Annotated in this window: 22 protein-coding genes; 10 read left to right on the top strand and 12 right to left on the bottom strand. The window is 69.7% G+C overall.

Going from position 1 to position 25,773, the window contains the following annotated elements:
• Position 1: 1 nt before the first annotated feature.
• Together ACVTJA_RS20320 and ACVTJA_RS20315 are read right to left on the bottom strand one after the other, a co-directional pair.
• Entirely contained in the window at positions 2-1,201 is a 1,200-nt protein-coding gene (locus tag ACVTJA_RS20320) for a cyclic nucleotide-binding domain-containing protein (RefSeq protein WP_465838405.1), read from the bottom strand.
• A gap of 135 nt (positions 1,202-1,336) precedes the next feature.
• Positions 1,337-1,732, bottom strand: coding sequence for an MmcQ/YjbR family DNA-binding protein (locus tag ACVTJA_RS20315; RefSeq protein WP_465838403.1), 396 nt, complete (start codon positions 1,730-1,732; stop codon positions 1,337-1,339).
• 78 nt (positions 1,733-1,810) lie between these two features.
• Between ACVTJA_RS20315 and ACVTJA_RS20310 the strand changes: the two genes are divergently transcribed.
• The 3 genes from ACVTJA_RS20310 (at position 1,811) to ACVTJA_RS20300 (ending at position 4,627) form a co-directional block, all read left to right on the top strand.
• A complete protein-coding gene (locus tag ACVTJA_RS20310) occupies positions 1,811-2,638 on the top strand; it encodes a helix-turn-helix transcriptional regulator (RefSeq protein WP_465838402.1) in 828 nt (275 codons plus the stop codon).
• A 15-nt stretch (positions 2,639-2,653) separates the two neighbouring features.
• On the top strand, positions 2,654-3,712 hold the full coding sequence (locus ACVTJA_RS20305) for a DMT family transporter (RefSeq protein ID WP_465840462.1): 1,059 nt from the start codon (positions 2,654-2,656) through the stop codon (positions 3,710-3,712).
• 105 nt (positions 3,713-3,817) lie between these two features.
• Entirely contained in the window at positions 3,818-4,627 is an 810-nt protein-coding gene (locus tag ACVTJA_RS20300) for a metal-dependent hydrolase (RefSeq protein ID WP_465838400.1), read from the top strand.
• Between the two features lie 3 nt (positions 4,628-4,630).
• On the opposite strand, the gene ACVTJA_RS20295 is transcribed toward ACVTJA_RS20300, so the two are convergent.
• Positions 4,631-5,350 carry a TetR/AcrR family transcriptional regulator gene (locus ACVTJA_RS20295; protein WP_465838398.1) on the bottom strand — a complete coding sequence of 240 codons (720 nt, stop codon included), beginning with the start codon at positions 5,348-5,350 and terminating at the stop codon, positions 4,631-4,633.
• A 130-nt stretch (positions 5,351-5,480) separates the two neighbouring features.
• Here ACVTJA_RS20295 and ACVTJA_RS20290 point away from each other — a divergent pair, with 130 nt between their 5' ends.
• The 3 genes from ACVTJA_RS20290 (at position 5,481) to ACVTJA_RS20280 (ending at position 11,054) form a co-directional block, all read left to right on the top strand.
• Entirely contained in the window at positions 5,481-6,116 is a 636-nt protein-coding gene (locus ACVTJA_RS20290) for a hypothetical protein (protein ID WP_465838396.1), read from the top strand.
• Positions 6,117-6,309: 193 nt separating this feature from the next.
• Positions 6,310-7,434, top strand: coding sequence for an efflux RND transporter periplasmic adaptor subunit (locus tag ACVTJA_RS20285; RefSeq protein ID WP_465838395.1), 1,125 nt, complete (start codon positions 6,310-6,312; stop codon positions 7,432-7,434).
• Positions 7,431-11,054 carry an efflux RND transporter permease subunit gene (locus ACVTJA_RS20280; protein ID WP_465838393.1) on the top strand — a complete coding sequence of 1,208 codons (3,624 nt, stop codon included), beginning with the start codon at positions 7,431-7,433 and terminating at the stop codon, positions 11,052-11,054. The genes ACVTJA_RS20285 and ACVTJA_RS20280 overlap by 4 nt, the downstream gene beginning before the upstream one ends.
• A 29-nt stretch (positions 11,055-11,083) precedes the next feature.
• On the opposite strand, the gene ACVTJA_RS20275 is transcribed toward ACVTJA_RS20280, so the two are convergent.
• Positions 11,084-12,061, bottom strand: coding sequence for a hypothetical protein (locus ACVTJA_RS20275; protein WP_465838391.1), 978 nt, complete (start codon positions 12,059-12,061; stop codon positions 11,084-11,086).
• A 236-nt stretch (positions 12,062-12,297) separates the two neighbouring features.
• Between ACVTJA_RS20275 and ACVTJA_RS20270 the strand changes: the two genes are divergently transcribed.
• Together ACVTJA_RS20270 and ACVTJA_RS20265 are read left to right on the top strand one after the other, a co-directional pair.
• Positions 12,298-13,827 carry an alpha/beta hydrolase family protein gene (locus ACVTJA_RS20270; RefSeq protein ID WP_465840460.1) on the top strand — a complete coding sequence of 510 codons (1,530 nt, stop codon included), beginning with the start codon at positions 12,298-12,300 and terminating at the stop codon, positions 13,825-13,827.
• Between the two features lie 130 nt (positions 13,828-13,957).
• On the top strand, positions 13,958-15,379 hold the full coding sequence (locus ACVTJA_RS20265; protein ID WP_465838389.1) for a sigma 54-interacting transcriptional regulator: 1,422 nt from the start codon (positions 13,958-13,960) through the stop codon (positions 15,377-15,379).
• Between the two features lie 12 nt (positions 15,380-15,391).
• On the opposite strand, the gene ACVTJA_RS20260 is transcribed toward ACVTJA_RS20265, so the two are convergent.
• A complete protein-coding gene (locus ACVTJA_RS20260) occupies positions 15,392-16,411 on the bottom strand; it encodes a methyltransferase (RefSeq protein ID WP_465838387.1) in 1,020 nt (339 codons plus the stop codon).
• Between the two features lie 172 nt (positions 16,412-16,583).
• Here ACVTJA_RS20260 and ACVTJA_RS20255 point away from each other — a divergent pair, with 172 nt between their 5' ends.
• Positions 16,584-16,826 carry a hypothetical protein gene (locus tag ACVTJA_RS20255; RefSeq protein WP_465838385.1) on the top strand — a complete coding sequence of 81 codons (243 nt, stop codon included), beginning with the start codon at positions 16,584-16,586 and terminating at the stop codon, positions 16,824-16,826.
• Positions 16,827-16,914: 88 nt separating this feature from the next.
• Positions 16,915-17,694, top strand: a complete 780-nt coding sequence (locus ACVTJA_RS20250; RefSeq protein ID WP_465838383.1) for a hypothetical protein — start codon at positions 16,915-16,917, stop codon at positions 17,692-17,694.
• A 230-nt stretch (positions 17,695-17,924) separates the two neighbouring features.
• Here the strand turns inward: ACVTJA_RS20250 and ACVTJA_RS20245 are convergent, their stop codons facing one another.
• The 7 genes from ACVTJA_RS20245 to ACVTJA_RS20215 form a co-directional block, all read right to left on the bottom strand.
• Complete coding sequence (locus ACVTJA_RS20245; RefSeq protein WP_465838382.1) at positions 17,925-18,461, bottom strand: hypothetical protein; 537 nt, start codon at positions 18,459-18,461, stop codon at positions 17,925-17,927.
• Positions 18,462-18,465: 4 nt separating this feature from the next.
• The gene (locus ACVTJA_RS20240; RefSeq protein ID WP_465838380.1) at positions 18,466-18,975 is read right to left on the bottom strand and encodes a hypothetical protein; all 510 of its coding nucleotides are present in this window, start codon (positions 18,973-18,975) and stop codon (positions 18,466-18,468) included.
• Positions 18,976-19,152: 177 nt separating this feature from the next.
• The gene (locus ACVTJA_RS20235; RefSeq protein ID WP_465838378.1) at positions 19,153-20,304 is read right to left on the bottom strand and encodes an IS4 family transposase; all 1,152 of its coding nucleotides are present in this window, start codon (positions 20,302-20,304) and stop codon (positions 19,153-19,155) included.
• Positions 20,305-20,970: 666 nt separating this feature from the next.
• Positions 20,971-21,168, bottom strand: coding sequence for a hypothetical protein (locus ACVTJA_RS20230; RefSeq protein ID WP_465838376.1), 198 nt, complete (start codon positions 21,166-21,168; stop codon positions 20,971-20,973).
• A 75-nt stretch (positions 21,169-21,243) separates the two neighbouring features.
• Positions 21,244-22,680: a serine/threonine protein kinase gene (locus ACVTJA_RS20225; protein ID WP_465838374.1), complete on the bottom strand. Its 1,437-nt coding sequence runs from the start codon at positions 22,678-22,680 to the stop codon at positions 21,244-21,246.
• A gap of 207 nt (positions 22,681-22,887) precedes the next feature.
• The gene (locus tag ACVTJA_RS20220; protein WP_465838372.1) at positions 22,888-24,261 is read right to left on the bottom strand and encodes a serine/threonine-protein kinase; all 1,374 of its coding nucleotides are present in this window, start codon (positions 24,259-24,261) and stop codon (positions 22,888-22,890) included.
• A gap of 24 nt (positions 24,262-24,285) precedes the next feature.
• Positions 24,286-25,755: a hypothetical protein gene (locus ACVTJA_RS20215; RefSeq protein WP_465838370.1), complete on the bottom strand. Its 1,470-nt coding sequence runs from the start codon at positions 25,753-25,755 to the stop codon at positions 24,286-24,288.
• Positions 25,756-25,773: the final 18 nt, after the last annotated feature.

Genomic DNA, 25,773 nt, shown 5'->3' with positions numbered 1-25,773 from the left:
CTCACGTGCTCAGGGCGCGCACGCGCGCGGCGAGGTTCTGCGTGAAGAGCCGGTAGATGCGCAGCGCGGCCGACTCATGCGTGTCGAGGAAGTGCTCGAAGTCGGAGCGGCTGATGCGCAGCGCCCGCACGGACGTCCGGGCGCGCACGTGCGCGGAGACGGGCGCGTCCTGCACCAGCGAAATCTCCCCGAGGTACGCGCCGGGCCCCAGCGTGTTGAGGTGCCGCGCGTCCTCCTCGGGACCGCTGAAGACCTCCACCGTGCCGTCCATCAGCACGAAGAGCCCCGTGCCCGGCGTGCCCTTCTCCAGCAGCACCGTGCCCGGCGCGATGACCACCTGCCGGGCCAGCCGGTAGAGGTCCTTCATGTCCTCCAGCGACAGCTCGCCGAAGATGGGGATGGCCTTGAGGAAGCGGTAGCCGTTGGCAGCCGGAGCGGACGCACCCGCGGCCCGGCGCAGCAGCATGGCCTCGGCCTCGGCCTCCATGCCCATGCGGCGCAAGAGCCGGGCCTTCTCCGTCACCAGCGACTCGTCCGAGCGCGCCTCCTCCGAGCTGCTCAGCGCGTCCGCCACCACCGCGAGCGCGCGGTGGGTGAAGCCCTCCGTGTCCAGCAGCGTGCTGACACGCACCACCGCCTCCACGAAGCGTGCGTCCTCCGGCTTCACGCCGCCCAGCGCTTCCACCTCGGCGTGCGTCTGGCCCACCTCGCGGTAGAGGTCCGCCGCCTCGAAGGGCCGGCCCAGCCGCACCAGGCACTGCGCCATGGACTCGCGCGCGCCCAGGCCGCGGTACACCTCCAGCGCCCGCTCCAGGGCTCCGGCGCGCTCGAAGGAAGCGGCGGCACGCACGGAATCTCCGGCGCGCAGGTAGGCCTCGGCGGCCTCCAGGTACTGGCCGCTCTGGAAGTAGAGGTCCGCGACGGTGGCATCCTCGCCGTCTCCGTCCATCAGCCGGGCCGCGCCGAGGAAGTCCCTCGCGCGCCGCAGCACCTCCACCAGCCCGCGACGCTCCTTGACCGGACGCTGGGCGGCCTCGCGCCTCAGGCGCTCGCGCTGCGCGGCGCCGAGCTCCTCGTAGAGCTGCGTCGCGCGCTCCGTCTCCTCCAGCTCCACGAGCGACCGCACCGCCTTCAAGGCCCCCTCTGGAGGGGTGTTGATGCGCCCGCCGCCTTCCCTCTGGCCACCTGTCGCTCCAGCCATGTCCTGCCTCCGCTTCCGGTCAGACAGGCCAGCATATGCCGGCCCTGGCGCCTTCTCGCGTCGTTATCACGTGTCGGGTGCGGAGTTCCTTCCATTCACGGCGACAGATGGTGTCGTCATGACGACAGGCGTGGCCTATCCAACGGGCTTCTCCCGCGCCTCCAGGTGCCGTCGGGAAGCGGACTTCCTCCAGGCCTCTTCAATGAGCTTCGCGAGCATCTCCCGGCGGACCTTCGAGAGGCGGACGAGGAGGTACTCGGGGTAGCCGGCGTAGTGTTCGGTGAAGAAGAAGGTCTCCGGCTCGGCGCGGGTGAGGACTTCGCGGGCCTCGGGGTCCACCTTGAGGACGAGGGACGCTCCGTCCGGGTGCAGCCTCGCGATGAACTTCTTGTTCACCTTGAAGGAGGGTGTGCCATAGGACGTTCCCTCCTCGACGCCGGGCAGCGCCAGGGCCAGCTCGCGGACCGCATCGAACGTCAGCCCCGGCTTGCTGCTCTTGCGCGCGGCGCTTCGCTTGCCCCGTGTCGCCATGTGTCGTGCCTCCGTGGAGGGGGCACACAAGCATGGCCAGCGCGCCTGGAGATTGGAAATTGTTTACCCTTGGCGGACATGCGCAGTGCTCCCGTCCCCACCGTCTCCCTCTGGCGCCCGCCCCTGCTTCCGGACGTGCAGGTGGTGCGCGTGGAGGAGGACCCTCGGCTGTGGTCCGGCCACTCCATCCAGTACGCCATCACCGTGACGCACGCGGGGGCCTTCGACTTCTGGTACCGCAAGCGCGTCTGGACACATGGACCGGGGCGGCAGCTCAAGCTCAAGGAGCCGGGCGAGGTCCACCGCGATGTCCTCGTGCACGCGCCCGTCACCGCGCAGTCCGTGGCCTTCGCGCCCCGGCTCGTGGACGAGGCCGCGAGGCACCTCGGCCTCCCCGCTTCGCCCCACCTGCGCTCCGCGTTGAGCCAGGGTACGGGACGCTGCGAAGCCGCCGCGCTGGCCCTGCATGCGGCGCTCGCACGGCGTTCCTCGGACCGGCTGGAGTGCGAGTCGCTGCTGGCGGAGACGCTCGACGCGCTGCTCACCGAGTACGCGGAGCGCGCTCCGTCGGCAACGTGCCCGCGGCATCGGCCCGCGGCGCTGCGGGCCCGGGACTTCCTCTGCTCGCGCTTCACGGAGAACGTGGGCCTGGATGCGCTCGCGAGCAGCGTGGGCCTGAATCGCTTCCACCTGCTGCGCGTGTTCCGCGCCGAGTTCGGCCTGCCGCCCCATGACTACGTCACACACCTGCGCGTCGCACGGGCACGGACGCTGTTGTCCCAGGGCATGGCCGCCGGAGCCGTCGCCGCCGAGGTGGGGCTCTACGACCAGAGCCAGCTCAACCGCCACTTCAAGCGCATCGTCGGACTCACGCCGGGCCAGTACGCCCAGGCCATGAGTCACTGAGGAGACCCCGTGCCGATGTCTCCCGCGGTGAAGGGTGCGGTGCTGGGACTGGGCGCGGCCACGCTCTTCGGCCTCAGCGCCCCCGTGGCCAAGCTGCTGCTGCCCTCCAGTACGCCGCTCGTGCTGGCCTCGCTCCTCTACCTGGGCGGCGGCCTGGGGCTCGCTCTCGTCGGAGTCGTGCGCCGGCTGCGCCGCACTCACGCTGTGCAGGAGGCGCGCCTGGGGCGCAAGGACGTGCCGCTGCTCCTGGGCGTCATCCTCTGCGGCGGCGTGCTGGGCCCGGTGTTGATGCTGGTGGGCCTGCAACGGCTCTCGGGCGTCGCGGCCTCGCTGCTGCTCAACCTCGAAGGGCCGTTCACCATCCTCCTCGCGCTGCTCGTCTTCGGTGAGCACCTGGGCCGAGCCGGCGCGCTGGCCGCCGCGTTCATCATGTCCGGCGCCGCGGTGCTGGGCTTCCAGGAGGGTGACCTGCACGGCGACGCGCTGGGCGTGCTCGCCCTCGCCGGAGCGTGCCTGTCCTGGGCCGTGGACAACAACCTCACCCAGCGGTTGTCCCTGAAGGACCCGGTGGCGCTCGTGCGCACCAAGGCGCTCGGGTCCGGCGCGTGTACCTTCGTGCTCGCGTGGCTCACCGGGCAGCCCTTCCCCTCCCTGGGCGTACTGGGCGCGGCGCTGCTGCTCGGCTCCGCCAGCTATGGACTGTCCATCGTCCTCGACGCGTATGCACTGCGGTTGCTGGGCGCGGCTCGCGAGGCCGCGTACTTCGCCACCGCGCCCTTCGTCGGCGCGCTGGTGGCGGTGCCCCTCCTCGGCGAGCACCCGCGCCCGCTGGACGTACTGGCCGGCGTGCTGATGGCCGCGGGCGTCGTCCTGCTGCTGCGTGAGCGGCACAGCCACACGCATACGCACCAGACGCTGGACCACGAGCACGTGCACGTCCACGACGAACACCACCAGCACCCGCATCCGCCGGGCACCGATACCTCGAAGCCCCACAGCCATCCGCACCACCACGAGCCCGTCACGCACGAGCACCCGCACGTGTCGGACCTGCACCACCGTCACAAACATTGAGTGCGCCGCACGTCAATAACGCCCAAGCGCCCCCCGTCCCCGCGCCTCTATTCCTCCCGTCGTGGCCCGCCAACGCGCGGCCTTCTTCCCCGACGAGGAGTGACAATGACTGGCATCCCTGTTCGCGGCGCGCTGCTCCTGGCCGCGTGTCTGCTGACCGCCCCTGTCTTCGCGCAGGCTCCGAAGCCCTCCGAAGGCAGCACACAGCCACGCGGCACCACGGGTCCACGAGTGACGTGGCTCGGGCACGCGGCGTTCGAGATTGTGTCCCCTGGAGGCACGCGGCTGCTCATCGACCCGTGGCTCGCGGAGAACCCGAAGACGCCGGCCGAGTGGAAGGACCTGGCCCGCTTCGGACGGGCCGAGGAGAAGCCCGCGGCCATCCTGGTGACGCACGCACACGGAGACCACGCTCCGGACGTGCCCGAGCTGGCCCGCCTCAGCGGTGCGCTCGTGGTCAGCACCGGCGAGCACCTGCGCGCGATGAAGATTCCCGAGGCCCAGCAGCACAGCGTCAACGCGGGCGGCTCGTTCCAGCTCGGTGACGTCACGGTGCACGCGGTGCCGGCGATGCACTCGACGGACCCGGGTGGGCGTCCGCTCGGCTACGTGGTGACCTTCGCCGACGGGCGCTCGCTGTACCACACGGGCGACACGTGGCTCTTCGGCGACATGGCCCTCATCCAGGAGCTGTACCACCCGGACATCATCCTGCTCACCACCGGCGGTGGACGCTGGGGGCTGAATCCGAAGACGGCGGCGCTCGCGGTGAAGAAATACTTCCGCCCGTCCCTCATCATCCCCATGCACTACGGCACCTTCGAGGAGCTCTCGCCGGAGAGCGAGGTCCGCGCCGCCTTCGCCAGCGACAAGCGCGTGCGCTTCCTCACACCCGGGCAGACCACGACGCTCTGAGCGTCAGCGGGAACGCGGCGCGCGCGGCGTACGGCGACGAGGTGAAGGCACCCGCCCCCGCCGCGCCTGCACCTTGGACTTACGAGCCGGGGGCTTCTTCTCATCCGTCATCCCCTGGCTCTCCAGCACGATTCGTCTCAGCAGCGCGTACACAGGCCCGGGGTCGAAGCTCTCGTCCAGCAGGTGGTGCAGTGACAGCCCATCCAGGCACGCCTTGATGATGGCCGCGTAGTGGTGGTCCAGCGGCTCGGGCTTCGCGCCCTCGCCATTGCGGACGGCGGCCACGGTGAGCGCCACCTCCTCGTCCACGCACCCGAGCATCTCCGCCACCGCGGGCTTCAATTCCTTGTTGTGCAGCCCCATGGCGAACAGCTCGTAGCGCACGCGAAACTGCTCGGGCGTCTGCTGGAGCAGCTTCTCTCCCCAGGCGAAGCTCGCGGCGGCGAGTTGCTCGGACGGCGTCTCCGCGCGCAGCCGCTTCAGCTCGTCGATGTACTGCTGCCGCGCCTCCTTCGCGACGGCGAGCAGCAGCGCGTCCTTGCTGCCGAAGTAGTAGTGCACCAGGCCCTGGTTGACGCCGGCCTCCTTCGCCACCTCCTTCACCGTCGTCGCGTCGTAGCCACGCTCGGAGAGCACGCGGAACCCCGCGGTGATGAGCCGCTCCCGGGCATCCGGTTCCGGCGATGAAGCAGGCGTCTTCGTTCCGCTGCGTGGACGGGCCATGCAGTTCCAATAGGTCAGACGATGTAGGCCCGCAAGAGCAGCCGGTCAGCCGAGCTTGACAACACGCGTCAGCGGCCTTAGTTAGTCGTGTAGCTAATTTAGTCGAATGACTAAAGCCTGGAGGCAAACGATGAGCGTCACGTCCCTGAATGCTGTGTCCAAGGCTGTCCTGATGGCGGTTCCCCTGCTGGCCGCGCCCGCGTTCGCGGACGACAACGGCGAGCAGATTCCTGCCCGGGAGCGCGAGCGCCAGGGCGCGGTGCTGCTGGAGGTGTCGCCGCCCGCGCTGGACGGCTCCATGTACGGCATCCGCCTGGACATCGCGCCGTCGTTGACGGGCCCGTTCTCCTTCGGCCTGATGGGCCGCGCCGGCCAGTGGGGCAACTCGCTGGGCACGAAGGCGCGCTTCGACGGCGTGGGCGCCAGCGAGGTGAAGCTGAACTACGCGGTGGGCGTGGACGGCCGCTACACGCTGGGCGCGTTCGCGGGCAACACGCTGAAGCCGTTCGTGGGCCTGACGGTGGGCATGGAGGAGTTCGTGGGCCGCTCCGGCAACGGCCCCTCGGAGGCCGCCACGACGACGGCGTTCCTGGAGCCCGCCGCCGGCCTGATGTGGCAGCCGGGCAACGGCCGCATCGGCCTGTCCGCCCGCGTGGGCCCGGGCTTCACCTTCACGGACGTGCGCGAGCTGGACGTGCGCGCGGGCAACCTCGAGCTGCGCAAGGTCTACCCCAACGCCTCGCTGGGTCTGCTCGTCGTCCTCTGAGCTGAATGTCTCGCCTCGCCTGGCACCGGCCTTTTCGCCGGATGCCGGGCGGCGGGCGGTGAAGTCCTCCGCCCGAGCAGTGTTGTCCCCCCGTGACGGCAGGCTCCCTTCCCATGCCGCCGCATCGGGAGTGGCGTGAGCCAGGTCGCCGGGGCGCCCTCTTCGTCGCCCGCCCCACCCCGGAGCACGTTCCATGTGGAAGTCGTCCCAGGCCGCCGTCCTCGCGGCCGCGTCCCTCGTCCTGTTCGCATGCGGCCGTACGCCGCCCCCGCCCCAGCCCGCTACGGCGGTGAAGGTGGCCGCCGTCGGCACGGCCGAGACGCGCTCCGATGCGCGCTTCTCCGCGGAGATCCAACCCGCGACGCGCGTGGAGCTGGCGTTCAAGGTCGGCGGCTATGTCGACGGCATCGCCCGGGTCCGCGACGCGGACGGAACCCTGCGCCTCGTGCAGGAAGGCGACGTGGTGAAGGACGGCATGGAGCTGGCCGCGCTGCGCAAGACGGACTTCGCGCAGAAGCTGGCCGAGGCCCAGGCCGCGCTCGCCCAGGCCCACGCCGCCGAGGAGCAGGCGCGCATCAACTTCGACCGCACCAGCAAGCTCGTCGCGCAGGAGGTGGCCACTCCCGCGCAGCTCGACACGGCCCGCACGCAGCGGGACAGCGCCGCCGGTGCCGCCGCCGCGGCCCTCGCCCGCGTCGATGAAGCCCGCACCGCCCTCGCCGACGCGACGCTGCGCTCGCCGCTGGAGGGCGTGGTCCTCAAGCGCGCCATCGAGGTCGGCGCCCTCGCCGCGCCCGGCACCGTCGCCTTCTCCGTCGCGGAGACGCGCAGCGTCCGCGTGGTGTTCGGCGTCCCGGACACCCTGCTGCCGAGCGTGCGGCTGGGCGCTCCCCAGGCCGTCCGCACGGCGGCCTTCCAGGATGAAACCTTCGAGGGACGCATCTCCCGCATCGCCCCGTCGGCGGACCCGAAGAGCCGCGTCTTCGCGGTGGAGGTCTCCATCCCCAACGCGGACCAGCGCCTGAAGCCGGGCATGGTGGCGGCGCTGGCCCTGCACCATGACGGCGCGCCCTCGCCCGAGCAGCTCCTCATCCCCCTGTCCGCGGTGGTGCGCTCGCCGAAGAATCCGAAGGGCTTCGCCGTCTTCGTCCTCGACGACGCGGGCGAGAAGCCCGTGGCCCGCCTCCGGAACGTGGAGCTGGGCGAGTACCTGGGCTCCATCATCCCCGTGCGCAAGGGCCTGAAGGCCGGCGAGCGAATCATCGTCACCGGCGCCAGCCTCCTGTCCGACGGTGAGGCGGTCGAGGTGATTCCATGAGCGCTCCGCACGAAGAGGGCCACGGCTCGCACGAGGCGAAGGAGCGCGCCCGTGACGAGGAGATGGTCCAGAAGACACACAACACCGCGCGCTACTTCACCGAGACGCGCCAGGTGGCGTGGGTGTTCCTCCTCTTCACCATGGTGTGGGGTGTCTACGGCTACCTGAAGATGCCGAAGGCGAAGGACCCGGTCATCGCGGTCCGCGTGGCCGTGGCCACCTGCATCTGGCCCGGCGCCGAGGCGGAGAAGATAGAGCAGCTCGTCACGCGCAAAATCGAGCAGAAGATCGCCGAGAACGCCTCCGTCGAGAAGGTGGAGTCCATCAGCCGCACCAGCCTGTCCGTCGTCTACGTCACGCTGAAGGAGGACGTGACGGACCGGGCCCGCGAGTTCGACGACATCCAGGGCCGGCTCAACAGCATCCGCGATTTGCCGAGCGGCGCCGGGCCGGTGAACTTCCTCAAGGACTTCGGCGACACCGCGACGCTGATGCTCACGGTGGCCAGCCCCAAGGTCAACGACGTGGAGCTGGAGCTGCGCTCTCGCTCCCTCTCGCGCGCCATCGAGGCGGTGCGTGCCTCCGCGCCCTCCTCCGGGCCACGCGCCACGGTGGTGGTCAGCTTCCCGCCCGACATCAACGCCACCTCCATGCAACGCCTGGGCGACGAGGCGCGGCGCTTCTTCGAGAGCCTCTCCGACTCGCGCGACGCCCGGCTCATCCAGAGCCCCGGCTTCATCGGCGTGGACGTGGCGACGTCCCTCACCGACGAGGCGCTCCTGGCGAGCCTCCGCGGCTTCGCGCAGGACCACCTGAGCCTCTCCGAGCTGCACCCGGACGTCTGGCGTCCCATCGTCGTGCGCGCCCCCGCCGACGCGCGGGCCCGCCTGGAGGAGAGCGCGGGAGACCGGTACAGCTACCGCCAGCTCGACGACTTCACCGACACGCTCCAGCGCCACCTCCAGCGGCTGCCCATCGTCTCGAAGGTGACTCGCACCGGCGTGCTGCCGGAGCGCATCTTCCTGGAGTACTCGCAGGAGCGGCTCGCGTCGTACGGCCTGCAGCAGTCGGGGCTCGCCAACCTCCTCGCCGCGCGCAACATCACCGCGCCCGGCGGCATCGTGGAGGTCGGCGGCAAGTCCGTCACCATCGACCCGTCCGGCGAGCTGAGCAGCGAGACGCAGCTCGGCGACATCGTGGCCACCACGAGCGCCAACGGCGCCCCGGTGTACCTGCGGGATTTGGTGGACGTGCGGCGCGACTACCAGAGCCCCGCGCGCTTCCTCAACTACCTGCACGTGCGCGATGCGCAGGGCCACTTCATCCGCTCGCGCGCCATCACCCTGGCCATCAACATGCGGCCGGGAGCCCAAATCTCCGAGTTCGGAACCGCCGTGGACGCGGAGTTGGCGCACGTCGAGAAGCTGCTGCCCGAGGACCTCGTCATCCGCCGCACATCGGACCAGCCGCTGCAGGTGCGGGAGAACGTCAGCCTGTTCATGTCCTCGCTCTACGAGGCCATCATCCTGGTGGTGCTCGTCGCGCTGGTGGGCTTCTGGGAGTGGCGGACGGCGCTGCTGCTGGCCCTGTCCATCCCCATCACCCTGGCGATGACCTTCGGGCTGATGCACGCGTTCGGCGTGGACCTCCAGCAGATCTCCATCGCGTCGCTCATCATCGCGCTGGGCCTGCTGGTGGATGACCCGGTGGTGGCCAGTGACGCCATCAAGCACTCGCTCACACAGGGGTGGAAGCCGCGCGTGGCGGCGTGGCTGGGGCCGACGAAGCTGGCCACCGCCATCCTCTTCGCCACCATCACCAACATCGCCGCGTACCTGCCCTTCCTCTCGCTGCCGGGTGACACGGGGCGCTTCATCAAGACGCTGCCCATCGTCCTCACGCTGTCGCTCGTGGCGTCGCGCATCGTGTCGATGACCTTCATCCCCCTGCTGGGCTCCGCCATCCTCCGCGCGCCGGACTTCCGCGAGCCCACCCGAGAGGAGCGCCGCTCACGCGGCTTCGCGCGCCGCTACTACCAGGTCGTGGGCTGGGCCATCGACCACCGGCGCACCGTGCTCGCGGTGTCGCTGGTGCTCCTCGTGCTCGGCGGCGTGGCGGGTGGCCGGGTCCGCTCCGCCTTCTTCCCGAAGGACCTCTCGTACCTGTCCTACGTGGACGTGTGGCTCCCCGAGGACGCCACCCTCGCGGCCACGCGGGACACCGCGCGCGAGGCGGCCCGGGTCATCGAGGAGGTCTCCGCGGAGTTCGGCAGGGAGCACCCGGGCGAGGACGGCAAGCCCTCCGAGGTGCTCGAGTCGGTGACGGAGTTCGCGGGAGGCGGCGGCCCGCGCTTCTGGTTCTCCGTGGCGCCGGAGCAGCAGCAGCTCAACTACGCGCAGCTCGTCGTCCAGGTGAAGAACAAGGAGCACACGCGCGAGCTGGTGCCCCTGCTGCAGGAGCGCCTGTCCCGCACCATCCCCGGTGCCCGCATCGACGTGCGCGAGCTGGAGACGGGCAAGCCGGTGGGCATCCCCGTGTCCCTGCGCATCTCCGGCGAGGACATCGGCCAGCTGCGCGCCATCGCCGAGAAGGCCAAGGCCATCCTCCGCGCCACGCCGGGCTCGACGCGCACCCGCGACGACTGGGGCAGCGACACGTTCTCCGTGAAGCTGGAGGTGGACCCGGACCGCGCCAACCTCGCCGGGGTCACCAACCTGGACGTGGCCACGTCCTCCGCCATCGCCATGAATGGCGTCACCGTGGGCCAGCTCCGCGAGGGCACGCATCAAATCGACATCGTCGCGCGCCTGCGCGCCGAGGAGCGGGCCCGGCTGGGCGACATCGAGAACCTGTATGTCAGCTCGCGCACCAGCACGCAGAAGGTGCCGCTGCGCCAGGTGTCGCGCGTGGCGTACTCGCTCCAGACGGAGAAGATTCGCCGCCGCAACCAGTTCCGCACCATCACCGTGTCCACCTTCCCCCAGCACGGCGTACTCGCGTCCGAGGTGATGAAGGCCGCGAAGCCGGAACTGGAGAAGCTGCGCCAGAGCCTGCCCCCGGGCTATTCGCTGGACGTAGGCGGCGAGGCCGAGGAGCAGGTGAAGAGCTTCTCGAGCATGGCGGTGGTGCTGCTCATGCTCATCGTCTCCATCTACGTGGCGCTGGTCGTCCAGTTCAAGAACGCCATCAAGCCGCTGGTCGTCTACGCCGCCCTGCCCTTCGGCGCCGTGGCCGCGCTGGTGTCGCTGGCCGTCATGGGCGCGCCGTTCAGCTTCATGGCCTTCCTCGGCGTCATCAGCCTGATGGGCGTCATCGTCAGCCACATCATCGTGCTCTTCGACTACATCGAGGAGGCACAGGAGCGCGGCGAGCCCCTGCGCGAGGCGCTGCTCGACGCGGGGCTGATGCGGCTGCGGCCGGTGCTCGTCACGGTGGGCGCCACCGTGCTGGGCCTGATTCCCCTGGCCATGCACGGCGGCCCGCTGTGGCAGCCGCTCTGCTACGCGCAGATTGGCGGCCTCACCGTGGCCACCGTGCTGACCCTGCTGCTGGTGCCCGTCCTCTACACCGTCTTCGTGCGCGACCTGCGGTGGATTGAATGGAGGCCGCCGGCCGCGTGAGGACGGGCACGCTTCACGTGGGGCTCAGCTCACCAGAAGTGCTCCTGCTCCAGGACGAGCACCTTGTATGACTGGGGGAACAGGATGACGAAGAGGTTGAAGTCCGAGCCCTGCACCGGGCTGGCGTAGAGCGCCACCAACACACTCTCCGTCCCGTTGCTGTACGTGGCGAGAATCTGCTCCGGCACGTCGTACGTGGAGAAGATGGGGAGCAGCCTCGGCTCCAGCCCCGAGTACGGAACGGAACCGATGTAGTAGTAGCCTTGGTCCTGGACGCGGGCGAAGGTCTCCACGGTGCGCATGGCCATCTCCAGCGTGGGCTGGCCCGTGTACGGCCACGCGAAGTGGTAGGCGTTCAGCCAGCCGTTGCAGGCGCCCTCGCAACCCCAGTAGACGTCCTCGTCCATCGTCCGCTGGAGCGCCGGCGTCAGCGGCTCCTCCTGCAGAGGCAGCGCGTAGCCAGACGGCGCGGGCGTCACCACGCAGGCACCGGCGAGGCAGTCCGTCTGGAGGCGGAACTGCTTGCCCACGCCGGAGCCGCTGCTCACGACGACGAGGTACTCGCCGGCCGCGAGCGACACGGAGGAGATGCGGCTGAGCTGGCCGTAGCCGGAGTCGTCATCCTGGGCCCGCAGCGTGGTGCCGAAGCTGCCGTTCGCCTGACGCGGGCCGTACAGGAAGAGGCCCGTGTCCAGGTACATGCTGGTGCCCAGGTGGGTGACTTCGAGCTTCACGCTGGACGTCCCGCCCACGATGAAGCTGAAGGAGAAGTACTGCGGCACTGAGGTGAACTGCGTCTGGATGGAGCCAGGGACGTTGACCCGGCCCATGTACGTGGTGCTGTCCAGGATGTTGCCGCTGGCCGGCGCGGGCGGCGGGTAGAGCACGGCCTGCGTGCTCTCGCCCAGCGGTGACTCCGGGGCCTCGGGGGATTCAGCGACGCCACCACACGCGGTGGCCACGGCCATCAGCATCACGAGACAGGACTTCAGAAGCTGCGAGCTCATCGGTCTTCCTCTCAGGGGTGCGGGCTGCGGGGGCAGCGGGAGTGAAGCAGATCCTCCCGATGCCGCGCGAGTCGGTGACGTCCTCGTGACGGAACGCGCCGCGCCGCGTTTTCGCGCACGCGCCGGTGACACATTGCGCCGGCTCCGGTGTTCCCTGCGCGTCCATGAGTCTCGGAGGGAACATGCGTACGTGGGGGTCGAGGCGTCGGCACATCGAGGGAGTCAGCACTGCGTTGGTGCTGACATGGGGGCTGCTCGCGGGAACGGGTTGTGACGAGGACGACCCGAAGCCACGGGATGATTCGCCCACCCTTCCCACGCACGTCCGGGTCGACAATGCCTCGCTCGACGTGCTCCCCGGCGTGTACCCCAATGCGGTGGACCTGTCGGGCACCGGGAACCTCGACGTAGCAGTGCTCGGCGCGGAAGGACTCGACGCGAGCGACGTGGACCCGGCGGAGGCCACGCTGTGGGACTCGAAGGAGGAGGCGAAGGTCTCCGCCGTGGGGACGGCGCCCTCGCGCGACGTGGATGGTGATGGCCGCCTCGATGCCATCTTCACCTTCTCCCTTCCCGCGCTGAAACAGGCGAGGGTGCTGACGGCGGAGACCGCCCGCGTCGTCTTCCGTGGGAAGACCCGGAGCGGGAGCGAGCTCTCCGCGCAGGATGGGGTGTTCGACGCGCAGCACGTCGTGGTGCGGCTCCCGGAGACGACAGGCGCCTTCGCGGTGGGCACGCTCGAATACGCGTGGACGGACACCTCCCGCGAGGAGCCACTGACGCCCGAGCCGGGAGACTGGCGTGAGCTGAAGGTGCGCCTCTGGTATCCCGCCGTGGCGCGGCCCCAGGCCCAGCCCGCGCCGTACTTCCTCCAGCCGCTCGAAGGCGAGCTGTTCGCCACGGTGGGAGGACTGTCGTCCCAGGTCTTCGGCTTCGTCCTCGCCCACTCCGTGCGCGGCGCGGCCCTGCCCGAGGGCTCGGACCGATTCCCCGTGGTGGTGCTGTCGCATGGCTATGGCTCTGTGAGCGCGCTCAGCTCCGTTGTCGCGGAGGAGCTGGCCAGCCGGGGGTACGTGGTGGCCGCCCTCTCCCATCCGCACAGCAGCGGTCCGCTGGTGTTCCCGGATGGCCACGTGGTGAGTGACGTCGTCGAGATTTCACCTGCGAAGCCCGAGCTGAACCGGCGCGTGCAGGACCTCTGGACGGCGGATGCGCGGTTCGTGCTCGACCAGCTCGCGAAGCTCGATGAGGCCGATGCGCAGGGGCGCTTCACCGGCCGGCTCGATTTGACGCGGGTGGGAATGTTCGGCCACTCGTTCGGTGGCTCCACGGCGGGCGAGGCCTGCCGCACGGACACGCGCGTCAAGGCGGGGCTCAACATGGACGGGACGTTCTTCGGCGACCTGGACGGCGAGGTCCACGTCCCGTTCCTGGTGATGAACAGCGAGGAGGCCTCCATCGACGCCAGCCGCGCCCGCTTCTTCGAGCACCTCCGCGCCATCGGCTACGACGTGAGCTTCGAGGGCGCGGGACACTTCTCCTTCACCGACCTGGGGCTCGCCCTGCCGGTGCTGCGGCACTACGCTCCGAAGTCGGACGCAGGGGACTATCAGCTCGGGACGCTCGACGCGGCGCGCGCGCCCCTCCTCGCGAGGGACTACGTCCTCGCCTTCTTCGACAAGCACCTGCGCGGGATTCCGGCCTCGCTGCTGGACGGCGCCTCCTCGCAGCACCCGGAGGCGGAGGTCGTCATCCACGCGCCATGACGGCCGGGTGACGGGGGTACCAGCGCCACGGAGTTGCAGAGGGGACACGGAGCGTGGGCGGCCGGGCCCGTCGTACCGGGGTCCGATTGTGGGGGGCGGTACACGTCAGCTCCGTGATATCTTGAATTTCATGTCAGCACTGGACCGCCCCCGGCCACCCTCCACCTCGACGGACGACGCAAAGGGCGAGTCCCCCTGGACGAAGGAGGCCGCGGAGGGAGGAGACGCCGAGCTCCACGTGACGCTCCCGTACGAGCACGGCCGCCGGGCATATGACGCCTCCACCGTGCGCCGCTTCCGGCTCACCGTGGCGGAAGGCCCCGGAGCGGGAACGATGTGGGAGTCCACCGGGGACACGTGCTCGGTGGGCTCGCATCCGCTCAACGACTTCGCGCTGGATGACCCGACAGTGTCGCGCTTCCACTGCGAGGTGCGCATCGGCCCGCGCGGGCCCCAGGTGAAGGACCTGGACAGCCTCAACGGCGTCATCGTGGACGGCGTGCAGGTGGTGGAGGGCGTGCTGCGCAGCGGCAGCCTGCTGCGGCTGGGGCGCGTGGTGCTGCGCTTCGACTTCAGCGCGGAGAGCAACCGGCTGCCCCTCTCGGAGAGCACGCGCTTCGGCACGCTGGTGGGCGCGTCGGTGGCGATGCGCGGATGCTTCGCGATGATGGAGCGCGCGGCGGCGCGTGACGTGACGGTGCTGCTGGAGGGTGAGACGGGCACCGGCAAGAGCCAGGCGGCCCTGGCCATTCATCAGGCGAGCCGCCGCAAGGACGCGCCCTTCCTGGTGGTGGACTGCGGCGCCATTCCCGCGCACCTGCTGGAGAGCGAGCTGTTCGGCCACGAGAAGGGCGCCTTCACCGGCGCGCTGCACCGCCGCGTGGGCGCCTTCGAGGAGGCCGTGGGCGGCACGGTGTTCCTGGACGAGATTGGCGAGCTGCCCGCGGAGCTTCAACCGAAGCTCCTGCGCGTGCTGGAGAACCGGGAGATTCGACGCGTGGGCAGCAACACGCACCAGCCGGTGGACGTGCGCCTCATCGCCGCCACGCATCGCGACGTGCGCGCGGAGGTGAACGCGGGACGGTTCCGCTCGGATTTGTTCTTCCGGCTCGCGGTGCTGCGGATTTCACTGCCGCCGCTCCGTCAGCGTCCGGAGGATTTGCCGATGCTGGTGGAGGGCATCCTCGACTCGCTGGGCGCGGACCCCGAGCGGACGGCGACGCTGCGCACGCCGGACTTCATCGCGAGGCTGCGGCACGCGGCGTGGCCGGGCAACGTGCGCGAGCTGCGCAACTACCTGGAGCGGTGCCTCGTGTTCGAGGAGGCGGTGGAGCTCTCCGAGGAGGAGGCCCTGCCCGCGGGCCCGCTGGAGGTGGACCCGTCGCAGCCGTACGCGGACCAGCGCCGCCGCGTGGTGGATGACTTCGAGCGCCGGTACCTGCGCGCGCTGCTGGAGAAGCACCAGGGCAAGGTGGCCCAGGCCGCCGTCACCGCCGGCATGGACCGCGTCCATCTGTACCGGCTGCTGCGCAGGCACGGCATCAAGCCGTGATCGAGCGCAGCTTCAGCGCTTGCGTGCCTCGATGAGGCTCACGCTGCTCGGGGAGGGAGTGATGCGCTCCAGCGCCCAGCCGGTGCTGGCGAGCAGCGTCTCGTACTCACGGGCCGTGCGCTCGCGTCCATCCGCGAGCACGAACATGTTGAGGTCGATGAGGGCCGCGCGCGAAGGCTCCCCGCTGTCCGGCAGCACCATCTCGACCACGAGCAGCCGGGCTCCCGGCAGTGCGGCGCGATGAATCTGCCGGAGGATGGCGGTTGACGAGGCGTCGTCCCAGTCATGAAGGATGTGCTTGAGGAGATAGGCCTCCGCGGCGGGAATGACTGGCTCGAAGAAGCTCCCCGCCACCAGGTCCATCCGCTGGCTCAGCCCCTCGGCCTCCACACGGGCCCGGGCTCCGTCGATGACGTGCGGAAGGTCGAAGAGGATGCCTCGGCAGGAGGGATGGGCACGGAGCACGGCGGCGAGCAACACGCCCTGGCTGCCCCCCACATCGGCCACGCGGGCATAGGGTGAGAAGTCGTGGAGGCGTGCCACTTCCGTGGCGACGAAGTTGGAGAAGCTGCCCATCGCACGGTCGAAGTGCGAAGCCTCCTCCGGGTTCTTCTCGTAGTACTCCCAGAGGTTGGTCCCCAGAGCGCCGCGGGCCGTGGAGCGCCCTGTCCGCACGGCAGTGAAGAGGTCTCCCCAGGGCCGCCAATGGCCTGGGGCGGTCATCATGATGGCCATGTCATGCATCGAGCCGGGCACCTCCGTACGGAGGCAGGCCCCCAGCGGGGTGAGCGTGAACGTGCGGGAGGACACCTCCGTGAAGAGGCTTGCGACCACCCCCGCGCGCATCAGGCGGTACAGCCCATCCGGGTTGGCTCCCACCCGCGGCGCCAGCGCATCGCTCGAAAGAGGACCACTCGCGAGCAGGTCCGCGAGGCGAAGTCGCGCGACCACACCGATGATCTGGGAAATCCAATAGCTGGAGATGTGCTCCAGGAGCTGCTGAGAGGGATTCGGCGGAGGTGTCTGGGTCATGGAGGGCGTGAGCATATTCCAGTGACCCGGCAGCGTTCGGCTGCGGTGGGCCGGGAGAAGGCCCTGGAGCACTACTCTCGAGCCCCTGTACCGGCAGCGATTGCAGACCCAACTGCTTCGCGACGGCGGCACTCACCTGCCACATTGGACGGAGAGGGACGAGGGCAAGGGCATGCCGTCGCCGGTCATGGCCGCGCTCGACGGCACGGCGCTCGACGACATCGAGGCGCTGCGCAAGGTGATCGACAAGCCGCGCACCGCGATGCGCGCGGCAGCCGGGGACCTCGACTTCGAGCTCGCGGTGCAGATGCGAGACCGCGCCCGCGAGCTCGAGATGATGGAGCCACAGGGGGGACGGGTTCGTCCAGGGGCGGCGTGTAGGCGGGATAGAAGCCATGTTGAGGGTGCCACGTGAGCCTATCGGCGCGGACGCACGCCCCGGTCGCGTGCGTCCGCTCCCGTCACGTTGACGAGGCTGGCGCCGGTCGGCACGCTCACGGGCCATGGACACGTGGCAGAGCGAGCTCAAGCGGACGCAGGAGGAGGAACTCGACTCGGCTCGGAAGGAGGTCGAGCACCACCGCCAACAGGCGGCGATTGAGCCCGAGGCGAGCCTGCCCGCTCTCGCCGACAGCCTGGCGACATTGAGCCGGCGACAGAGCGAGCTGGAGCAACGGGATGCGGCGCTCGCTTCCGCAGCCGAAGCGGTAGCCATCTGTCGTCAGCTCGCAGCGGTGAATCCGAACGTGTTCCTCCCCAGGCTGGCCGGGAGCTTGAGACTTCTTGGCGACCGGCAGAGCCAGCTCCAACAGTGGACGGCGGAACTCACGTCCAGAGCGGAGGCGGTGGCAATCCTTCGCAAGCTGGCGGCGGCGCAGCCGGACGTGTTCCTGCCCACGCTGGCGCAGTGCCTGAGATATCTGGGCACGCTGCAGTGCGCACATGGGAAGAGCGAGGCCCATGCGTCGCTGGCCGAGGCGGTGGCCATCTGTCGCCGGCTCGCGACGGAAAGACCGGACGAGTTCCTCCCCACCCTGGCGCTGTACCTCGTCGACCTGGGCGAGCCCCAGTACCTGTCCGGGCAATGGGAGACATCGCTCGCCGTGTCGGAGGAAGCGCTCGATGTCATCTGGCCGCTCTTCCTGGCCAGGCCGCGAGAGTTCTACCGCCATGCCGAGCACATCATCGAGAGCGCTCGCATGAGTCTTCAAGCGCTCGACCGTAATGCCCAGGGCACGCTCCTTGAACGAATCACCGTGTTCAAGGCGCAAGGCGGCGGGTGAACAGCAGCGACTCCACGCCGCTACCTCAGCGTCTCATCGGAACCGGGCGTGTCGAAGCCCGGGCCCTCCCGGGTCTCCCGCGAGCACTCGACGATGCAGGTGCTGGCTTCACGGGAGAGACGGTAGCGGGCTGTCACCAGGCTGGGGACGCGTGCCGCTCCGGCGCAGAGCGGCTCGGGCGTGATGCGAGTGCCCGCTCCCGCACGCCGGGGCGGCGCCGCCTGGCGGCCTCAGTCAGGCTCCCCGTCGTCCCCAATGTCCGGGTCCGGCGGCTCGCCCTGGCGCACGAGGAGCTGGTGTTCCTGGGCGAACGCCAGGAAGCGGCACAGTTCCTCCAGCCACTCCCGCAAGTCACGCAGCGGGACACCGCGGAAGCGCGTGAACAGGCCGCCGTCCGAGTACCGGCCGATATCGGGGGAGGCCGCCAGGCGAGCGCCCATAGGGCCCCGGGGTTGTCCCACGTCATCGATGGCCTCGCGCAACCCGTCGCGGATTCGCGCGTAGACCTCGAGCAGCAGCGAGACATCCGTCGCGATGAACAGCCCGCGCCCGCGATGCAGTGGAGCACTCTCCACCTCGCGGAGGACCTGGGAGAGCTCCTCGACGTCCAGCCCGAGCATCTCTCCCATGCGCAGCCCGAACATCAGGATGCGGGAGCCTTCCTCGATGCGCGCGGTGACGCCGGGAGGCAGCGGTGGGAAGTCCCGCCGGGTGCCATCGGACCGGACCGGGGCGAAGAGGATGAGCGGCGAATAGATGACACCCATCGCGTCAGTACTCCGGAGTCCGCATGAGCTGGCGCTCACGCAACAGGTTCATGACCACGTTGATGTCCCTCTGTGTGAAGGCCAGGTCCGCGGGCCCGGGGGGCTGCTTCTCGAGCCGGGGGAGGATGGTCTGCTCGGTGACGCCGCGTGGGTCCGCCTCGATGCGCCCCGTGAGGTGCACCTCGGCGCCCGTGCGCGCATCCACGCCGGTGATGTCCGTCACCTGGCCATGGAGCGTCTCTCCGGACTTCGTCTCGACCCGGGCGGGACGTCCTTCCTGATGGGCACGCAGCGCCTCCAGCGCCAGCCGGTTCTGGTTGGCCGCGTCCGCCCGCATGTCGGTGGCGAGCTTCGGGTCCGGGACCTTGACGTTGGCCACCTCCGAATACTGGTAGCCGCCCTCCACCGGCCTGACGACGAGCAGGTCGAGCTCCGGGACGATGTCCGTCTCTCCCCCGCCCTTGTACGGACGCGTGAGCTGCGCGTCCTCATAGAGCCGGCCCCTGTACCGCACCGGATTGTCGAGACACCAGGTTGGTCATAATCAGGCCGCTTTCTTCTGCATCAGCTCCCGCCGGGCCTGACTCGGCGAGAGGAAGTCGTGGCGCTCCAGTAGCCAGTGCTCGTTGTACCGGTGAGCCCACTCCAGCAGGGCCAGCCGGAACTCCTCCTCGGCCCCTGAGGCATCCCCTCATATGACACCGAAGGTTTCGCGGAAAACGGGTTGCTCGCAAACGAGCTGGCCGAAGAGTTCCATCAGAGGTCGTAACTGGGCCTCGGGCATCATGGGCAGGGCCTGATAGTAGAAACAGCCCTGGCGGAAGAGAGAGTAGGTACGGCTCTTGGACGTATTGGCTTTGAGATAGCGCTCCATGCCCAGCCGTTCACCGGCAGCCCCCAGCAGCGTCAGCAGCGCGAGAGCCAGCGCACACACCAACAGCAGCCGGTCGCGCCGCTCCGGCTCGGCAATGCTCATGGCGGACAAGCCCATACCGAAACGCAAGTCCTTGATGTCGCGGAAACTCTCCTCGGTGCGGAAGCGGCGACTGTAGAGCGCTACGATTTGGGAGGCCGCCGCCGCACTCAGGCTGGTGGCCAGACACCAGGGCTCCTTCATGCCCTTCTTCTTCACAAGCACCACCGCGCCCACAGGCGCCTCATCGGCGGTGACGCGCGCGGCAGACAGTCGGCAGGCACGGCCCGAGGCGGGCACCCATTCGGCCGCCGTGCGGCGCTCGCCGTCCCGGCGGGTGACGGTGATGCACTGCCGGAACCGAATGACGTACTCGAAGCCCAACTGCTCCAGCAGGGCATAGAGCTTCTGGTCGGCAAAGCCTCGGTCGGCCAGAATCGTCACCTTCACCTCGGGGGCGATGAGCTCGCGCAGGCGCAGGAGCACGGAGTCCTCCACGTCGTTGCGCAGCCCTTTGAGGGCGGACTTCTGCACCGTCAGCCACACCAGGGGCGTCGAGCGGCCATGCTTCGTCTTGAGCGCGGCCACCAGCGTCGTCTGGTCATCGGCCTCGAAGTCCGTCCAGTCCAGTGACACCACGGCCTCGGTGCGCTGCCCCAGCACGTAGGGCCCCCACAGGGCGAAGAGGTGCCAGACGTCGATGCCCGTGTTGGACAGCAGCCGGTCGACCTGCTTCACCCCATGCTTGCCCTGGGTGACACGGGCCATCGCCAGCGCCTGGCCGATGGCGTACACCGACAGGCTGGCCGCATGGACCACGCCCAGCGTCGCCAGCGACAGCGACAAGACTCTCTTGGCATGCAGGTCGTCCCCGAAGAGTCCGTCGAGGAAGGCGTGCACCTTCTTTTCGTTGATGGGTGATGTTCTCACCCAGTACGTAGTGGCGAGGCTGCCCTACTCTTCGCACGAACCAGCCGACCTGCCGCTTCCTCGCCAGCTTGCAAAATGAGGGGATGCCTCAGGAGCGCGCGTGGTGCTGCCGTGTTCCCCTCGGGGCTCGCTATGCGGGCCCATCACAGTCGAGTGGACAGGTCTCGTGCGACTCACCTTCGTCGCAGACACCATCGTTTCCGCAGACTCCCGGCGCAGGCGCATCACAGTCCACCGGACAGACCCGGTGCGACTCGGAGCCATCGCAGAGGCCGTCTCCACAGAAGGGGGCTGGAGCGTCACAGTCCAGGGGGCAGGACTGATGCGACTCGGTGACGCCGCAGAGGCCATCTCCGCAGAACGGGTCGGGGCCATCGCAGTCGAGCGGACACTTCTCAGGGGTCTCGCCCTCGTCACAGACGCCGTCCTCTCCACACTCTCGCGGCGGAGGGTCTTCGTCGGAGAGCGGGGCCCGGAACACGGTGTCCCCCGGAGCTCGCGCCTGCTCCTCCGCGGTCGAACCACACCCCATGAGCACGCCAAGTCCCAGACAGCCCAGGATGACGACCAGACGCTGATGCATGTGAGACCTCCTCGTGAGAGGAGGCCGGATCTATCACGGACGAGACTCACTGACATGAAGCCGTGGTTATTTGATTACTGTTGCTACCATTGTTGCGATTCCTGGGTGGAGGTCCCGGTCCCCGAGGTGTTCCCTTGTGTCGTCGCGTCGATGCGCACGGCCTGGGCGTCCCCGGCGTCGTTCAGGGTGTACGAGGCTCGGACCTGGGCGCCTTCCTGGAGGTCCTCGGCCACTGTGTTGAGGCCATCCAGCGTCACCTGTGTCTGGGGTCTCACCGGCAATCGGAGCTGGGGCTCTCCTCCTTCCCGGGGAACGAAGCCTCGGGGACACGGCCTTCCCCACCTCGGCCCTACCGGCTATGGCGCGTCGTCGCGATTCGTGGGCCCCGAGGTGGAAGGACGTTGCGGTGCCCAGACGGGGACGTAGCACGCGCCCTTGTACGCAAAGCCATCCGTGGCTTCGCAGTCCTTCAGCTCCACAGGCAACTTCACCCAGCAGCCGCCGTTGATTGCGACCATTCCCTTGCCGGGACACCGTCCGTCACCATCGGGTCTGCGCTGCCTTTGGAAGGGCTTCGGCGGCAACTCAGCCCGAATGACCGACAACATGGAGAGGGCTCGCGCGGGCTCGATTGGGGCCGTCAGCGCGGTGTCTCCGACGGCGACCGTGCCTCCATCCTTCGACTCTTCCCCGTCCGCGAGGTGTGTCTGCTCGGACGGCTCGACGGGCCGGGTGCTCACCAGCACTGCCGCGCCCAGGGCCAGGGATGCACCGAGGCTGGCCGCCACGAACCAGGGCCGCCTCGCCATGCGAGGAGGTGGCTGCACCGTGACGCGCTGGACCGGAGGAAAGAGGCCCGCGGGCCTCGCCTCCTCCCCGGTGAAGAGAGGCACATCCGCTTCAGGTCCCGCCGTCCATGCGGCCTGCTCCAGCGCTTCGGCCACCTCCCTCGCACTGCCACGCGCCTCCGGTCGGAGCGAGAGCATCCGGAACACCAATGCACTCAGCTCCGGAACGCAGCGGGCGTTGCCCGTGCTGGCGGTCCAGAGCGCCAGGTTCTCCGGGAGCCAAAGCCTGGCGTCGTCGGCACGCGGATACGCCGAGGGCGGGTACTTGCCGGAGACGAGCCGGTAGGCAGTGACGCCCAGGGCGAAGACGTCATCGGAGAAGCCAGGCGCATACGGGACGACGGGAGGCTTGCCGGGACGCATCACGAAGTGCCAGGCCTCGGGAGCGCGGTAGATGGGCGTGCCGGGAGGAAACGGCTGCCACGTCAGCGTGGAGGCCCCCAGGTGGTGTCCCGCGCCGAAGTCCATGAGGAAGGGCTGTCCGTCCGCACGTCGCACGCGGACATTGTCGCCTTTCACATCCCGGTGGACGCCGCCTGCGGCATGGGTGGCCTCCAATGCCCGCGCCAGCCGGGCAAGGACGTTGAGCACCTGCCGTGACGACGGGCGCTGCGCCACGGCCCAGTCATAAAGGGACACTCCCTCGATCCACTCCATGACGAGCCAGGCGTAGGACACGCCTTCGCGGGGCTGCCACTGTCCGTGGTCGAAGAGGCGCGGAACAGCGGGATGGTGGACGCGGGAGAGCAGCTCCGCCTCACGTACGAAGCGGGCATCGCCGGGATACACGGCCAGCTTGAGGGCCACGACGCCCCCAGGCTCCTCCAAGCTCTCGGCCCGGTAGACAATGCCGTAGGTGCCCTGGCCGCACTGCTCCAGCAAGCGCCACCGGCCGATGGACAGCCCCGGGGGCCGGCTTGCCGGATTGAGGTCGTCGGACTCCATGAAGTGCCTCGTAGGCGGTCCACTCCGCGCACGGTCAGGCTACTCGCAAGGTCCTCGGCTCCCAAGGCAATCCGCCAGGTGGACCGTGGCATTCCGTTCCCCCGAGGCCCACGGCGCTCGGCCCCCCGTGTGAGTGATTGACGCGTCCGCCGCGTCCAGGGCCGGCACAGGCTCCGCGCGCCGTGAGGAAGCACGCGTCCGGTTGATTCACCGGCGCGCGAGGATGCGCGCCCTGCCCTGTCCGGCGTCGGGCTCCGTGAGGAAGCCCGGCTCCAGGCCCCTCAGCGCCGCCTCTGTCGCCACGAGCCCCGTGCCCGGCAACTCCGTCAGCCAGCCGGGCACGTGCAGCAGCCCCGCGCCCTGCCCCTCTCCGCCGGACAGCTGCGCCACGTGGACGGTGACCGCCAATGTCACGGAGTCCGCGTCGCTGGAGGCATCCACCTCCAACACCAGCTCCAACGCTGACGACAGCACGCGCTCGCGCGACTCCCGCTCGCGGGCCTCGTCTTCCGGAAGCCTCGCCATCGCCAGGAGACAGCCGCTTCCCTCCACCCGCACATCCAGGCCCGCCTCTCGCGCCGCCTGGCCCGTGCGCTCCAGCAGCGCGTCCAATCGCTCCAGCGCCGCCGCATCCGGCGCGCCCATGAGCCGGGCCTCCGCGTACAGCGCCACCGCGTGCCCCGCCTTCGCCGGTGCCCGCCCGCCGCGCACCGCGACGCGCAGCTCCTCCAGGAACGCATCCACATCCGGGTAGCGGTCCTCGCGCCGCTTGCCCAGACATCGCAGCACCACCGCGTCCAGCGCGGCAGGCACGGGAGCCCGCTCACCGGGACGCGGCGGAGGTGCGTGCAGATGCTGCTCCTCCACCTCGTGCCGCGTGGCCCCCTGGAACGGAGGCTGTCCCGTCACGAGCTGGAACAGGAGCACGCCCAGCGCATACAGGTCCGTGCGCTCATCGGGCGGCTCCCCGCGAATCTGCTCGGGCGCCATGGACAGCGGCGTACCCAGCGCCACGCCGGTATGCGTGAGCGTGGACGCGCCCGGTGCATCCGGCGTCAGCCCCTTGGCCACGCCGAAATCCACCAGCTTCACGTGGAGCGCCTCGCCCCTCGCGGAGAGGCGCACCACGTTCTGTACCTTCAAGTCCCGGTGCACCACGCCCGCACCGTGCGCGGCCCGCAGCGCGGCGCCCACCTGCTCCAGCACCTCCAGCGCCTCGTCCGCGGACAGCGGGCCTCGCGCGGCGAGGTCCGCCGCGAGGTCCCGCCCCTCCAGCCACTCCATGGCGATGAAGGCGCGTCCGTCCGGCAGCTCCCCGTACCCGAGCACCTCGACGATGTGCGGGTGGCTCAGGCGCTGGAGCGTGGCCGCTTCACGGCGGAAGCGGCGCAGCGCGGTGGTGGCGCTGGCCGGCAGCGCGTGCAACACCTTCAACGCCGCGGGCGCACCGGTGCGCGAGTCCTTCGCACGGTAGAGCGTGGACACGGGCCCCCGGTAGTGGACGCGTTCCACCACCCACTGCCCCACCAGGGCTCCCGCGCCCAGCTCTTCACCGTAGAGTGACTCTTCGCCGCCTGGCACCGTGCGCTCCGTGGAGGTACTCCGCTATTTCCGCATGCACGTCCGCGTGCCCGTGGACATCTGCACCGTGTCGCATGGGGAGTTGAGGAAGGTCGTCACCGGCTCCTCCCAGACGTTGCCCGCGGGGTCCTTGCACTGCTCGAAGTCGCCATCGCCCGACACGTCGGGGCCATCCTCCGTGGCGCACATCGCCGTGGAGGGGTTGCTCGGATTCCAGCACGGCCCCGTCACCGTGGCGGCGCAGTTCTCGCCGGAAGACGGCAGCGCGCAGACGCGGTTGGCGGAGTAGGCCGCCCCCGAGGACCAGCTCGGGTCGTAGCAGGAGAACATCTGACGGTAGATGGCGCCCTGGATGACGACGTCGTCGCCATTCACCTTGAAGGTGTCGCCCTCGCGGCTCACGTACACGTTGGCCTTCGGGTGGAGCGCCGCCGGGTCGAACACGTTGCCGTAGAAGGCGCCCTCGCGCATGCCGTACACCTGCTGCTCGGACAGGTTGTACTGCGCACCGGCGCTCGAGCTCACCGCCACCGTCGCCGTGCCCGACGCAAACAACGAGTAGAAGGGAGCGGTCATCACACTGAACCAGCCCGAGCTGGGGCACGTGAAGGAAGCCGCCGGTGCCGACGACACGCCCGCGCAGCTTCCGACGGCCGCGGTGACGTAGCGGGCCCCCAGGTGGTCACACCCGACGATGCCGCTGCACACGCGCAGCACCTTCTGTGCGCCCGAGCTGGAGCCCAACGGCAGGCCGGGGCAGGAAGTCTGTCCCCCCGCGCCCACCCACACCGTCGCGCCCGGCACGCACGAGCCGATGGCGTCCGCCTTCCAGCCGCAGTTGCGCGCCGCGCCGGTCTGCGGCGTGGAGCACGCCGTGAAGCTGGTCAGCGCCACCGCCGGATTCGGGTCCTGCTCGGCCGGACGCGTCACCGGCTCCATCGTGAAGACACCCGGCCCCGTCCAGTGCTCGCCGCGAATGGACAGCTCCACGCGGCGGCCCAGCGCGTTGTTCCGCGCGAGGATGCACGCGGACACCATGCGCTTGCACTCGGGGCTCGGCGCGAAGAACTTCCACGCGGGGCACAGGCCCGCCTTGCCGTTCCACTTCTTCGGGCCGGCGGACGCGGGACGCGGGTCGTACCAGTCCAGGGTGTCGCCGTCCGCCAGCGCGCACCCCACCAGGTACTCCATGAACTTCTGCGCGTCCGGGTCATGGAGCTGCAGGCTGACGTACGGGTTTCCCGAGGACACCGTGGGCCCGAAGAGTGTGGTGAGCGCGCTCGACGCCAGCAGCCCGTTCGCCGTCGGGTTGGTGGAGATGGCGTTGAGGACCAGCGCGTCCGTGGTCAGCGAGTTGGCGATGCGGATTTCCGCAGCCTGCGAGGAGGGCGCCGGGGACTCATCCTCCTCGTGAAGCGCGGGGCCACAACCAGCGAGGGCGAGGACCAGCAGACAGAGACTGACTGGCAGCGGGCGGCACGGACGAAGGGCCATGGAGCTTTCCTCCAATCG

This window comes from Pyxidicoccus sp. M6, assembly GCF_055568925.1.
The sequence above is the reverse complement of the archived record's forward strand: the minus strand, read 5'-3'. Positions and strand labels throughout refer to the sequence as shown.

What these genes read in the sequence shown, in the direction of transcription:
- ACVTJA_RS20320 (WP_465838405.1), bottom strand. Translation starts at nt 1,201, where the DNA reads ATGGCTGGAGCGACAGGTGGCCAGAGGGAAGGCGGCGGGCGCATCAAC.
- ACVTJA_RS20315 (WP_465838403.1), bottom strand. Translation starts at nt 1,732, where the DNA reads ATGGCGACACGGGGCAAGCGAAGCGCCGCGCGCAAGAGCAGCAAGCCG.
- ACVTJA_RS20310 (WP_465838402.1), top strand. Translation starts at nt 1,811, where the DNA reads ATGCGCAGTGCTCCCGTCCCCACCGTCTCCCTCTGGCGCCCGCCCCTG.
- ACVTJA_RS20305 (WP_465840462.1), top strand. Translation starts at nt 2,654, where the DNA reads ATGTCTCCCGCGGTGAAGGGTGCGGTGCTGGGACTGGGCGCGGCCACG.
- ACVTJA_RS20300 (WP_465838400.1), top strand. Translation starts at nt 3,818, where the DNA reads ATGACTGGCATCCCTGTTCGCGGCGCGCTGCTCCTGGCCGCGTGTCTG.
- ACVTJA_RS20295 (WP_465838398.1), bottom strand. Translation starts at nt 5,350, where the DNA reads ATGGCCCGTCCACGCAGCGGAACGAAGACGCCTGCTTCATCGCCGGAA.
- ACVTJA_RS20290 (WP_465838396.1), top strand. Translation starts at nt 5,481, where the DNA reads ATGAGCGTCACGTCCCTGAATGCTGTGTCCAAGGCTGTCCTGATGGCG.
- ACVTJA_RS20285 (WP_465838395.1), top strand. Translation starts at nt 6,310, where the DNA reads ATGTGGAAGTCGTCCCAGGCCGCCGTCCTCGCGGCCGCGTCCCTCGTC.
- ACVTJA_RS20280 (WP_465838393.1), top strand. Translation starts at nt 7,431, where the DNA reads ATGAGCGCTCCGCACGAAGAGGGCCACGGCTCGCACGAGGCGAAGGAG.
- ACVTJA_RS20275 (WP_465838391.1), bottom strand. Translation starts at nt 12,061, where the DNA reads ATGAGCTCGCAGCTTCTGAAGTCCTGTCTCGTGATGCTGATGGCCGTG.
- ACVTJA_RS20265 (WP_465838389.1), top strand. Translation starts at nt 13,958, where the DNA reads ATGTCAGCACTGGACCGCCCCCGGCCACCCTCCACCTCGACGGACGAC.
- ACVTJA_RS20260 (WP_465838387.1), bottom strand. Translation starts at nt 16,411, where the DNA reads ATGACCCAGACACCTCCGCCGAATCCCTCTCAGCAGCTCCTGGAGCAC.
- ACVTJA_RS20255 (WP_465838385.1), top strand. Translation starts at nt 16,584, where the DNA reads ATGCCGTCGCCGGTCATGGCCGCGCTCGACGGCACGGCGCTCGACGAC.
- ACVTJA_RS20250 (WP_465838383.1), top strand. Translation starts at nt 16,915, where the DNA reads ATGGACACGTGGCAGAGCGAGCTCAAGCGGACGCAGGAGGAGGAACTC.
- ACVTJA_RS20245 (WP_465838382.1), bottom strand. Translation starts at nt 18,461, where the DNA reads ATGGGTGTCATCTATTCGCCGCTCATCCTCTTCGCCCCGGTCCGGTCC.
- ACVTJA_RS20225 (WP_465838374.1), bottom strand. Translation starts at nt 22,680, where the DNA reads ATGGAGTCCGACGACCTCAATCCGGCAAGCCGGCCCCCGGGGCTGTCC.
- ACVTJA_RS20215 (WP_465838370.1), bottom strand. Translation starts at nt 25,755, where the DNA reads ATGGCCCTTCGTCCGTGCCGCCCGCTGCCAGTCAGTCTCTGTCTGCTG.